5 protein-coding genes are annotated in these 12,920 nt (G+C 52.5%); all 5 read left to right on the top strand.

All coding sequences use genetic code 11. The features are described 5' to 3' along the window. Positions 1-40: 40 nt before the first annotated feature. The 5 genes from addB to ACM1ND_RS18015 all read left to right on the top strand — a co-directional run bounded on the left by addB (position 41) and on the right by ACM1ND_RS18015 (position 12,895). A complete protein-coding gene (gene addB, locus ACM1ND_RS18035) occupies positions 41-3,607 on the top strand; it encodes a helicase-exonuclease AddAB subunit AddB (RefSeq protein WP_418026412.1) in 3,567 nt (1,188 codons plus the stop codon). Continuing rightward, entirely contained in the window at positions 3,604-7,623 is a 4,020-nt protein-coding gene (gene addA, locus ACM1ND_RS18030) for a helicase-exonuclease AddAB subunit AddA (protein ID WP_418026411.1), read from the top strand. The genes addB and addA overlap by 4 nt, the downstream gene beginning before the upstream one ends. 28 nt (positions 7,624-7,651) lie before the next feature. Continuing rightward, a complete protein-coding gene (locus ACM1ND_RS18025; RefSeq protein WP_028540452.1) occupies positions 7,652-8,836 on the top strand; it encodes an exonuclease SbcCD subunit D in 1,185 nt (394 codons plus the stop codon). Then, on the top strand, positions 8,833-12,228 hold the full coding sequence (locus tag ACM1ND_RS18020; RefSeq protein WP_075154466.1) for an AAA family ATPase: 3,396 nt from the start codon (positions 8,833-8,835) through the stop codon (positions 12,226-12,228). Before ACM1ND_RS18025 ends, ACM1ND_RS18020 begins: the two co-directional genes overlap by 4 nt. Positions 12,229-12,490: 262 nt before the next feature. Next, positions 12,491-12,895: a hypothetical protein gene (locus ACM1ND_RS18015; protein ID WP_028540454.1), complete on the top strand. Its 405-nt coding sequence runs from the start codon at positions 12,491-12,493 to the stop codon at positions 12,893-12,895. Positions 12,896-12,920: the final 25 nt, after the last annotated feature.

The raw sequence follows: 12,920 nt of genomic DNA, 5'->3' as shown, positions 1-12,920 counted from the left end.
TGTTTAATAGAATGTTGTTCGTTGGAAAGGAGGCCGCATCATGTCGGTTCGCTTGTTGATTGGCCGCTCTGGGAGTGGTAAAAGTACGTTAATCCGCAATGAAATGACGTCTATGTTACGCGAGGAGCCGCTAGGTAAGCCTATGCTGTTACTTGTACCGGAGCAATCGTCATTTGCTTCTGAGCATGCGTTACTTACAGAAGCCGGAAACGGTATTCAGGGGTCGGTGCGCGCCCAAGTGATGGGATTTCATCGTCTTGCCTATTTAGTTATGCAGGAAACCGGGGGTTCAGCACTGGTGCCTGTAACGGAAGAAGGCAAGAAGATGCTTTTATATAAAATTATTCGTCGTCGCAAGGATGAACTGAGTTTGTTTAAGGATTCGGGAGACCAGCTCGGCTTTGTGGATCGGTTGAATACATTGTTTACGGAGCTAAAGCAGTATGGAAATGATACTCGGTCTGTACCGGAGCAACTGGAGCGAATGAACGCTGCTGGAGAGTCAACTCCGATTTTGCGCGGCAAGCTCAAAGATATCAGTCTAATCTATGAGGATTTTGAACGTGAGCTGACGCTTAAATATATTGACGGTGAAGATACGCTGCGCATGCTGGCAGAACAGATTGCTGAGTCTTCCCTTGTGCGTGGGGCAGATATTTGGATGGATGGCTACCGCAGGTTTACACCACATGAATACAAGGTGGTGGAGCAGCTTATGCTGCACGCTTCTTCGTTGACGGTGGCGCTGACTTGCAACCGCAGCTACGAGAGCGGACAGCTTCCGCATGAGCTGGATTTGTTTCATCCCTCAGCGGCTACGTATGTAAAGCTCAAAGGAATGGCAGACGAGCTGATGATAGAGACGCAGACACAATTACTGCGCCCTGATCCGCTGCCGAGATTTAAGGAGCGTCCGGCGTTGGCGTATTTGGAGGCTAACTTTGAACATCGTACAGGGTTACGGAATCAGGAACAATGGATGCGGCTGCAGCAGCTACGAGAGCAGTGGACAGAAGAACAGCCGGAAGGCATAAAACTGTACACTGCGGCTAATCGCCGTGCAGAGCTGGAAGGGGCTGCACGCGAAATGCGTCGTCTGGCCCGAGATGAGGGCGCTCGTTATCGGGAGATGGCCCTGTTTGTACGTCATATTGAAGATTATGAGCCATGGGTGGAACCGATATTCAAACAATATGAGGTTCCAGTATTTCTGGATCAGCGGAGAAGTGTTTTGCATCATCCCTTAGTGGAATTGATTCGGGCTTCGCTGGATATCGTGCAGCGTCGTTGGCGATATGAGGATGTATTCCGTGCGGTCAAAACAGACCTTCTCCTGCCGCTGGATGGTCGGGTAAGCCGTGAGGAGATGGACCGTTTGGAAAACTATGTACTAGCCTGCGGAATACAAGGTAGCCGTTGGACAGACGGTCGCCCGTGGCAGGCTGTACCCAGCTTGTCACTGGAGCTGGAGGAGCAGGAACGGAACCGTCAACGGGATGAAACGTTGGATTTAATGGAGCTGTGCCGGGATGTGATCGTGACGCCTTTACGTGCGTTTGAGAAACGTGTGGGCAAGGCACGAACTGCACTTGAGAAGTGTGAAGCGGTATATCTGTTACTGGAGGATGCAGAAATTGGCCACAAGCTGGACGCCTTCATTCATCAGGCAGAGGAAGCAGGAAAACCTGAGCAGGCGAAGGAGCATCGTCAAGTATGGGATGCGGTGCTTGAACTACTGGATCAAATTGTCGAAATGATGGGTGATGAGAGGCTGGATACCTCTTTGTTTGCGGGTGTGCTGGAAACGGGATTGGCTGAGTTCCGTATGGGACTTGTTCCGCCAGCTCTGGATCAGGTTCTAGTCGGAAACACGGACCGTACACGTGTGTCCGGTATTCAACATGCCTTTGTGCTAGGTATGAACGAAGGTGTGATGCCGGCTGTGTTCCATGAGGACGGTGTGCTGAATGAGCAGGAGCGTATGGCATTAAACGAACGAGGCGTAGAGCTGGCGCCGGATATGACAAGACGTCTGTTGGACGAACGTTTTCTCGCTTATACGGCCCTTACCTCAGCCGGTAAAAGCCTGTGGATGAGCTATGCAGTGACTGATGAAGAAGGGAAGTCGTTGCTGCCGTCTGAGTTAGTACGACATGTGCGGCACCTGTTTCCTAGTCTGGACGAACGTCCACTGGCTGGATACCCTTTGCCTGGGGATACTTGGACGACTCAATGGGAGTATGCTTCTCATCCGTCCGAGGCTTTGCCGCAGCTCATTGCGCAATTACGGCATTGGCGACGTGGCGGTGACATTTTATCTCCTTGGTGGGAGGTATATAACTGGTACGCAAGCCAGCAAGGGCGTGAGAAGGACAAGCTGCGTCAGCTGTTGACCTCACTTTTTTACGAGAACCATGCCGAAATGCAGAAGGAAACGAGCCGCCGTCTGTACGGCAGCAAGCTGCGTACCAGCGTATCTCGTATGGAACGTTTTGTGGCATGTCCATTTTCGCACTTTGCCTCTCACGGTCTTCGTTTGAAGGAACGTCAAATGTATCGCCTGAAGGCCCCGGATATCGGACAATTATTTCATGCAGCGCTTGGAGAGATGGCGATCAATTTGCGTAAACGCAATGTCAGCTGGGGCAGTCTCAGCACGGAGGAATGCCGCCAAGAGGCGGAAAGTACAGTGGAGCGTTTGGCTCCTCGTCTGCAAGGCGAGATTTTAATGAGCTCCAAGCGGTATGGCTACATTTTGCGTAAATTGAAAGACATCGTGAGCCGTGCCTCGTTGATTTTAGGTGAACATGCGCGAAGAGGTAGCTTTGAGCCGATTGGGCTGGAGTTAGACTTTGGGCCGGGTCAGCAGCTTCCTCCGTTAAGCTTCCGGTTAGATAACGGCGTTGTAATGGAAATTGTCGGACGGATTGACCGTGTAGATGTGGCAGAGGGAGAAAAGGGGTTACTTTTGCGTGTCATCGATTACAAATCTAGCCAAAAGGATCTCAAGCTGCATGAAGTGTACTATGGCCTGTCCTTGCAGATGCTCACCTACCTGGATGTGCTGCTGAATGCGGCGGAGGAATGGTTGGGCGAGACAGCTTATCCAGCGGGTACACTGTATTTTCACGTCCACAATCCGATGTTGCAGTCGCCTAACGGTCTTAGCGCAGAACAGGCCCGTCAGGAGCTTTTAAAACGTTTTAAGATGAAGGGATTATTGCTCGCGGATCGGGATGTAGTTGGGCAAATGGATACAGCATTGGACAAGGGATATTCCTCTATTTTACCTGTTGCGGTGAAAGCAGACGGCAGTTTTTATAGCAGTGCTTCGGTTGCTTCGCCGGAACAGTGGGACAGCCTGCTAGCTTCGGTACGTCATAATATCCGGACGATTGGCACACGGATGACAGAGGGCGATGTGGCCATTGAACCTTATCGTATCCAGCAAGAGACGGCTTGTACCTTCTGTTCTTTTAAGCCTGTTTGTCAATTTGACGACAGTCTGGACGGTAGTGGCTACAATCAATGGGGTAAACCCGGTAAGGATCAGATCTGGAATCTGCTGGGTCATACACAGGAAGGGAAAGGAGGAATGGACCAATGATAGGCACGTCAAACACTAAAGGCATGCCGAAGCCGGAAGGCAGTATGTGGAGTGATGACCAGTGGCGTGCAATTTCGGAATCTGGTAATAACATGCTGGTCGCGGCAGCGGCAGGGTCTGGTAAAACAGCGGTGCTCGTAGAGCGTATTATTCGTAAAATCGTCGATCCCCAGCTCGGCTTCAGTGTGGATCGGTTACTGGTAGCGACCTTTACGAAGGCTGCCGCCGCCGAAATGCGTCAACGGATACGCGAAGCGTTGGAACGTGTACTGGAGCAGGAACCGGAAAGTGAGCATGTACGCCGCCAGCTATCGTTGCTGAATCGGGCCTCGATTACGACGCTTCACTCATTTTGTATGGAGGTCATCCGCAGGCATTATCAGGCCATTCCCCTTGATCCCGGTTTTCGGATTATGAATGAGCATGAGACAGAATTGCTGCGTCAGGAGCTTCTAGAAGAACTGTTTGAGGAGAAATATGAGGCTCATGATGAAGGCAGTACATTCCGCAGACTGGTCGACTGGTTCAGTGGAGAACGCACCGATGATGCAATGTACGTGCTTGTTCAGCGGCTGTATGATTTTTCTCAAAGTCATCCTTGGCCAGAACATTGGCTGCGGGAGACAGCGGCAGCATTTCGTGTACAGGATGTAGCCGCTTTGGGAGAGACTCCCTGGGTTCGCAGTATTTTGGCGGATGCTGCACTTTCATTGCGTGGAGCAGCGAGCTTGCTGGAACAGGCGCATGAAACAGCTATGCAGCCTGGCGGTCCTGCACCTTATGCCGTGACGCTGCAAGAGGATGCGGCGATGGTGAAGGGATTGTTACAGGAGCTGGAGACACAGCCGTGGGCATCTCTATATGATCATTTTCAGACAGCTTCCTTCGGTAAGCTCAAGCCCGTCAAAAAAGATCAGACCGAGCCTGCATTGCAGGAACGGGTTAAAACGCTGCGTGAAGCAGCCAAAAAAATGATTACAGATATGAAGGCTTCCCTGTTTGGCAGGAGAGCAGAAGCCTATTGGGAGGAGCTGCACGCCGCGGCTCCGCTGATGGACGAATTGATAGAAACCGTGATTGTATTCGGGGAACGATTTCAACATCACAAGCAGTCAAAAGGGCTGGTGGACTTCGGGGATTTGGAACATTACTGTCTGAAAATATTACGACATCCCGATTCTACTCCGTACAAGCTACTACCTTCCGACGCTGCGCTCGAATACAAGGCGCAATTCGACGAGGTGCTGCTGGATGAGTATCAGGATACGAATACCGTACAGGAAGATATCGTCAGGCTGGTATCACGGGAGGAACCGGGTAACCGTTTTATGGTGGGCGACGTGAAACAGAGTATTTATCGGTTTCGGCTGGCGGAGCCGGGTCTGTTTTTGAATAAGTATCAACGGTACGGCATGCAGGAGCAGGAAGATGGCTTATTAATTGATCTGGCGCGTAATTTCCGCAGTCGGGAGGAAGTTGTCGATGCGGTCAATTTGGTGTTCCGCCAGATTATGAGTGTGGATGTGGCGGAAATTGAGTACGATGAACGAGCGTGGCTGGTACACGGCGCATCCTATCCCGACCAGTCGGATCAAGACGCCGCATCTGTATACGCACCTGAGCTGCTGTTAGTTGATAAGGGTGGACATGGTCTTTCCGAGGCTTCGGAGCTGTCCGAAGCGGAGAACGAATCTGCTCTACAGGAAAGTGAGCTGGCTGAGCTTGCGGAGCTGGAAACGGCACAGTTAGAGGCTCGTGCGATCGCGCAACGGATTAAGGAGCTGACCGGAGATACTGGACAACCACTGTTGATTTACGACAGAGGATTAAAAGCGATGCGTCCGGCAGTCTACGGCGATATCGTCATTTTGCTTCGTTCCGCAAGCGTGTGGGCCCCCCTAATTGTGGAGGAACTGCGGCTTGAGGGCATTCCGGCCTCTGGGGAGCAGACGACAGGCTTTTTTAAAGCAACGGAAGTTGAGGTAATGTTGTCTCTGCTGCATATTATTGATAATCCGCAGCAGGACATCCCGCTTGCATCCGTGCTTCGTTCGCCGATTGTCGGCTTGACCGAAGATGAACTGGCACAAATTCGGTTGGAGAAGCCGGATGGATTGTTTTATGGCGCATTACTGGCGGCGGCTGAGGCTGACCTACTGGAAGAAAGCGAAGAAGGGATTTCAGCTGACATCATGGAGTTGGATATTTTCCCAGAGGACTCTTTATCTTCATCTGACTTTGGTAATAGAAATGACGGGAATACGTTGTCTGCCCGACTACGTTCATTTTTGCGTAATTTGGAAGCCTGGCGGCATGAAGCCAGACAAGGCAGCTTAAGTGCATTGATTTGGAATGTGCTGGAGGAAACAGGATATCTGGATTGGGTCGGTGGACTGCCTGGCGGCTCACAGCGCCAAAGCAATTTGCGGGCGCTATATGACCGAGCGAGACAGTATGAGACTTCTACGTCCAACCGAGGATTGTTCCGATTTCTGACCTTCATTTCCCGTCTACGGGAGCGAGGCGGTGATTTAGGATCAATTAGCGGAGGGACTGAACCCGATCAGGCTGTCCGCATTATGACCATTCATAAAAGTAAAGGACTTGAATTCCCTATCGTGTTTATTGCCGGGACAGCAAAAATGTTCAATCAACAGGATCTCAATGCGCCGTTTCTTATGCACAAGGAGTTGGGGTTTGGTCCTAAATATGTGGAGGAACAAAATCGTGTCAGCTACCCTACGCTGCCTAATTTAGCGATCCGCCGACGCTCACAGCTGGAGCTATTGGCTGAGGAAATGCGGGTGTTATACGTGGCGCTTACACGTCCGCGCGAAAAGCTGATTATGACCGGAACCGTGAAGGATCTCGCTTCGCGCGCAGCGGGTTGGGCACGTGCCAAAGAACATACGGAAATTGTCTTACCAGACTATATGCTGGCGGCAGGCCGCAGCTATCTGGACTGGGTAGGTCCCGCTTTGATTCGGCATCCTTCTGCTACTTTGTTGAGGGAAGCCGCAGGTGATCAGGATGGGTACTATCACAGGCTGGAACATATGCCGGGAACAGACTGGTTATTTAAAATCGTGGCCTCGGAAACACTTTCCGGCTCTCGTGTGAACTCAGATCATGAGGAAGAGGTGTCGGGAGAAGAGCGCCAAAAGAAGACAGAAGCACTGAGAAATGCGGAGCTAATCGACTTGAACGAAGAGAGTGAAACGGATATTGAAGCTGCTCTTTCCTGGATTTATCCGTATGAACGGGCTGGCAAGACGGCAGCCAATACATCGGTTACTGAGATGAAAAGATGGCTGGAAATGCAGGAGATGGGTTCGGACGATTGGCTGAATCTATCTACCTCCCTACTAGCAGAGTTACCGGAGGATTGGGAGGATTCTCACACTGGGGGAAGTCAATTACACTTGCGCAGACCTAAGTTTATGGGGAATCAGCGTCTGACTCCAACGGAACGAGGAACAGTCTATCATACGTTGATGCTGCATTTGCCACTAGATGGGGGGATGAGCGCCGAAGTTATTGAGGAAACCAAGGCTCGTTTGCTCAATCAGCGTATGTTACTGGATGTTCATGTAAAAGCGCTAGAGACGGATAAAATATTACGCTTTTTCACTAGTGAGCTGGGGAGCAGAATGCTGGGGGCATCCCATGTTCAAAGAGAGCTTCCGTTTACTTATACCATGCGGGCAACCGATTACTGGAACCACAGCTTACCATCAATGTCACCAGGACAAGAAACAGATTCGGAAGGTGGGCAGGACGGAGATAAAGTGCTGATGAACGGGATTATTGACTGTCTATTTGAAACTCCCGAAGGACTCGTGCTGGTGGATTATAAAACAGATCGGATATCTGAATATCGTACACTGTCCCATTTAACAGACCAATATCGATTTCAATTGGAGCTGTATGCCCGTGTGATCGAAGAGATTACAGGCAAAAAGGTTGCTGAGAAGTGGCTGTATTTTTTAGAAGCTGGAGAGAGTGTACGGCTGTAGTTATATAGATAGGGAGAGGAGGAATAGCATGCGGATTTTGCATACAGGTGATTGGCATTTGGGCCGCACGTTGGAAGGACGCAGCCGTTTAAAGGAGCAGGAGGCGTTTTTGGAAGAATTGGCGAAAATGGCTGACGATCAGCAGGCCGATTTGATTATGATGGCTGGAGACGTATACGACTCAGTCAATCCATCGGCCGCAGCCGAGCAATTGTTTTATGAAACGTCTGCCCGTCTTACGGCTGGAGGAAGACCACTAGTCGTCATTGCGGGCAATCATGATCAGCCGGAAAGGGTATCCTCGGTCACACCGCTGGTGAGCGGGCGCGGAATTACATTGCTGGGACTGCCCCATGGGGAAGCGGTACGCGTTCATACACCGCGAACGGGTGAAATGGCATGCATTGCAGCCTTGCCATATCCCTCCGAGTCTCGTCTGAACGAGCTATTGTCTGAAGACGGAGATGAAACAGTATTGCGCGAGGCATACAGCCGCCGTGTGGGCTTGCTGATGTCACAGCTGGGTACAGCATTTCGGCCTGACACCGTTAATTTGTCGATGAGCCATATTTATGTGCTCGGCGGGCTAGAATCGGACTCGGAACGTCCGATTCAGGTCGGGGGGGCGTATACCGTAGATCCGTCTGCTTTGAGCATTGGGGCACAGTATACGGCTCTAGGACATTTGCATCGTCCCCAATATGTGAAGGGAGACGGGCTGATGCGTTACAGTGGCTCGCCGCTGGCTTATAGCTTTTCCGAAGCCGGACAAGCCAAATCGGTTACGTTAATTGACGTGGTTGCTGGCAAGCCTGCTCAGGTCGAGGAACTGTATATTACCAGTGGACGCCCATTAGTGAGGTGGCGTGCACGGGGAGGTCTGGAGGAAGTATATCGCTGGCTGGACGAAGGACTGGATGCCGATGCCTTTATTGATCTGGAAATTACGCTGGATGAAGCGATGTCGATGGGAGATATTCAGCGGCTGCGCAAAAGCCGTGAAGGCATCATTCATATTCGCCCAATGTATCCAGAAATGGCTGCCGCACAGCTGGAGCACCAACGATCAGAACTGCCAGTGCATGAGTTGTTCCGGGCATTCTATCAGCGGCAGACAGGTGGAGCAAAGCCGGATGACGGATTAGTGCAGTTGTTTCTGGAACTGGTGGAACAGGATGATGCAAGAGAGCACGCTGAGGAGGATGACGCATGAAACCAATCCTTCTAAAACTGGCGGGGTTGCAAAGCTACCGGGAGTCACAGGAAATTCGCTTTGACGATTTGACCGAAACTGGACTGTTTGGAATTTTTGGCCCAACGGGTAGTGGAAAATCAACGCTGCTGGATGCCATTACGTTGGCTATGTACGGTAAAGTGGAGCGGGCAGTGAATGGTACACAAGGCATTATGAATCATGCTGAGGATACGTTGTCTGTTGCATTTACGTTTGAATTAATGTCAGCTCAAGGGCCTCGTCGTTACCGTGTAGAACGACGTTTCAAACGTGCTGGAGGCGTATCGGTTAATAATACGCTTAGCCGTTTTATTGCGTTAACAGAGGATGGCGAGGAAGTGCTTGCCGATAAGGTGCAGGATGTGACGCGCTGTGTAGAGGAGTATATCGGCCTGAAAATGGACGATTTTACACGAGCTGTTGTATTGCCGCAGGGAAAGTTTGCGGAATTCTTGTCCTTAAAAGGCAGTGAACGTAGACAGATGCTACAGCGTTTATTCCATCTGGAGAAGTACGGAGATCAACTTGCACAGAAGCTAAGCCGTCGTGTGAAAGATAACGATAGCGCACTGAAAGCGTTAGAGGCGGAGCAGCAAGGGCTGGGGGATGCGAGTGCTGAAGCGCTTGAACATGTAGAGTTGCGTCTCAAAGAGGCGATTGCCAATGCAGAAGCTTCGCGTCGCGAGCTAGAGCGTGTCTCACGTGAATCGGAGGCGCTAAACAAAACCCGTGAGCTGGTCATCGAGCTCAGCCAAAGATCGAACGAGCTGGAGCAGTTGGCAGCACAGGAGCCGGGCATTGCTTTGCTGGAGCGCAAGCTTCGACAAGCAACTGCAGCCGAGGCATTGCTGCCTGCGCTGACGGATTGGAAGGAAGCCATTGCTGAAGCGGAAAAACGGCAAAAGACTGCCGAAGAAATGGAAGTCCTGGCCGCTACCGCGCAGGAGGCTGCGCTTGTGTCTGCGCAAGCAGATGAGCAGGCCCGGCAAGCACTCAGTGCCGAAGAACCGAAGCTATTGCTTCGGATCGACCAACTAGAGCAGGCGCTTCAACTGGAGCGTGATACGGAAGCGTTGCGGACCGAACGGGAACGTCTGGCGGCCGAGCTTGTGCAAAGCGAACAAACCCTTGCTGAACATGCAGAAGGACTCGCAAAGGAACAAGAGCTACAGACGCGAGGCTTGAAGCGACAGCAAGAGCTTCAACAGGAGCTAAAGCAAAATGAAGTGCGGGCAGATGAGCGGCGTATGCTGCAAGAGGCTGTGCAACGGCTGCAACAGCTGGAAGTCGCGAATGAGCAATTGCGTGAAGCTGAACTGGAGTACACCGCTCAGGAGAATCGGCTTGTGCAAGCTGACGAACGTTTACAGCTGACGGACCAGGAGACACAGGAGACAGAGGCACGGCGTTCTGCCCTTGCTGCACAGGCAGCTGATGGCATTGAGGCATTGCTGACGTTGGAGGCAGAGATCACCGTCGATATGTCGTCACTGGCCTCCGAGGAAGAGCAACTGCGCCACGAGCTCCGTGCCGAGGAGCTGGGCCGTCTTGCTCAGCATCTCGCTGCCGAGTTGCGCGAAGGCGAGCCGTGCGCAGTGTGCGGCTCGTTGCATCACCCCGCGCCTGCCGTCGTCGCGGCGCATAGCGCGGATGCCGCTGCGCCAGATGAGCTGCACCGCCTGCGGCTCGGTTTGCAGGAGCTGCGCCTTACACTGCGCCAGCAGTTGCATGAGCAGCGCAGCTTGCTGGCACAGCCCGCCACCGCAGACAGCGGCGCTGCCGCCACGGGCGAGCCTTTCACGCCTGCGGCAGCGCCAGCAGAGCCGCGCGGTGCCGCCGCTTGGGCGGAGCGCTGCACGGCGCTGGAGCGTGCTGCGGCAGAGCTAGCCGCACGTGCGCATATGCTGCCTGCCGAGGCACAGGCGCTGCGCGAGGCAGACGCCACCGGACAGCAGCGGCGTATCCGTGCTGCCGCCGAGCAGGAGGCAGCAGCTGCAGCGCTGACGCAGGCACGCAGCAAGCGCGAGGCATGCACCACGCGCAGCGAGGGGCTGCGCGCCGAATGGGCGGCGCAGCTAACGGATGTCGCTCCTGGCGAAGCCGCGGAGCGTTACCGCGCCATGCAGGAGCGCGACGGGCGTGCGGAAGAGCTGCGGTCCCGGCTGGAGACGAGTGTGACCTTCCTCGAAGGAAAGGCGGCGCGTGTTCAACAGATACAGCAGAGTATCATCGAGGAGGACAAAATCATTATTGCCCGCCGTACAGGGCTCCAAAGCAAAGATGATTCGCTTCGTGAAAAGCTAGCACAGCTCCGAAAGTGGGTTGGAGATGGCCAAGCGGCTTCATTGCTGGAAGAAGCGACCTCGCGACTGTTGGGACTTAAAAACGGAGCCGAAGCCGCGGCACGCCGCCGTACCGAAGCGGAAGAACGCAAGCAGCAAGCCGTTCATGCTTCACTGATTGCCCGGCAGGCCTCCGACTCGGCAGAAGAAAGACGTCAGATGGCAGAGTCCCGTTGGGGCAGCCGTCTGGAAGCATCCTCCTTCGCTACGGAAGCAGAGGTCATGGAATGCTGCCTGGGACCGGAAGAAGCCGCACGCTATGAGCGTGAAGTGAGTTTGCATCGAGAACGGGAAAAAGAGCTGTCTTCCCGCTTAAAACATGTCAAAGAGCAGCTGAATGGAGCAACGGTATCAGAGGAACAGTGGGAAACGGCCACTGCACAGCTACGTGATTGCCGTGCACGCGATGAAGAGGCGCTTCAGAATCGCGCCAAGGCTGAGCGTGATTTAGAGGACTTGCAGCATCGGCACGTCCGCTGGATGGAGCTGGAGTCCAATCGTATACATTTGCGTAGCGAAGCGGAAAAAATGTCCAAGCTCCAGTCTGTTTTTCGCGGCAATGCCTTTGTTGAATATATTGCCGAGGAGCAGCTCATGCAGGTCAGTCAGTCGGCTTCACGCCGCCTGCGTTTTCTGACCAAGCAGCGTTACGCGCTAGAGGTAGATTCCAGCGGTGGATTTGTCATTAGTGACGATGCCAACGGTGGGGTCAAACGTCCGGTATCGACCTTGTCCGGTGGCGAAACGTTCCTGACCTCCTTGTCGCTTGCGCTTGCGCTGTCGGCTCAAATTCAATTGCGGGGCCAATACCCTCTGCAATTTTTCTTTCTGGATGAAGGCTTTGGAACGTTGGACCCTGAGCTGCTTGACACAGTGATCACCTCACTGGAAAAGCTGCACCACGATCAATTGTCTGTTGGTGTGATTAGTCATGTGCCTGAACTACGGGCCCGTCTTCCGCGCAAGCTAGTTGTTCTGCCAGCAGAGCAGGCTGGAGGCGGCTCACGTGTGGTTATGGAAACTTTTTGAAGCAATGTGATACAGGTCACAGATACAGTTTCAAACTATTGTTATAATACAGCCAAGCCGACAAGTTAATCATACAGCACCCCGGCGGACGTATGCTGCGGAAGAAATCTTCCCATCATACGTCCGTTCAGAGGGGCTCTGCCAAGAGCTCCCGGGGTGCTTCTTTTTTTTTGCAAGCCGGAATTCGCCCAATTTGATGTAGCAAATAGCCCGTTTTTGAATAACATACGGTATACATGCAAGAGCCTAGGAGGAAACAACCATGGAAAAAAGCATGACAACCGAAAAAGTTACAGCACCGGAACAGACGGATGCTAAAACACTATGTCAAAAGCATATGCATCGTTATGTATGCGTATGGGTGAAGGACGGGACAATGTATGACGGCATTGTAGAGCATGTGGATGATGAAAAGATATACTTAGCCGTTCCTATGGGTGGAGACGAGATGGAGAATGTCAATGTTAATCTCCCATATCCGCCTAATAATTGTGGCTGCGGCTCCCGTGCATATGGTGGCTATGCGTCTTATCCTCCGTATCCGTACCCGTACCCGTATCCAGCACCCGCTTATGCATATGGGTTCCCATACGGACGCCGTCGCTTTAATCGTTTGATTCTGCCACTTGCAGCGTTGACAGCGATTAGCTTGCTGCCTTATTACTAATCCTATTTTCTTAGTCGTCAGACAT

Origin of the sequence: Paenibacillus sp. JJ1722 (assembly GCF_048282685.1) — a bacterium.
Lineage (GTDB): Bacteria > Bacillota > Bacilli > Paenibacillales > Paenibacillaceae > Paenibacillus > Paenibacillus polymyxa_B.
This window is presented reverse-complemented; position numbering and strand designations above follow the sequence as displayed.

Excerpts from the sequence above, each read along its gene's own strand:
- ACM1ND_RS18020 (WP_075154466.1), top strand. The coding sequence starts at position 8,833 with ATGAAACCAATCCTTCTAAAACTGGCGGGGTTGCAAAGCTACCGGGAG.
- addA (WP_418026411.1), top strand. The coding sequence starts at position 3,604 with ATGATAGGCACGTCAAACACTAAAGGCATGCCGAAGCCGGAAGGCAGT.
- ACM1ND_RS18015 (WP_028540454.1), top strand. The coding sequence starts at position 12,491 with ATGGAAAAAAGCATGACAACCGAAAAAGTTACAGCACCGGAACAGACG.
- ACM1ND_RS18025 (WP_028540452.1), top strand. The coding sequence starts at position 7,652 with ATGCGGATTTTGCATACAGGTGATTGGCATTTGGGCCGCACGTTGGAA.
- addB (WP_418026412.1), top strand. The coding sequence starts at position 41 with ATGTCGGTTCGCTTGTTGATTGGCCGCTCTGGGAGTGGTAAAAGTACG.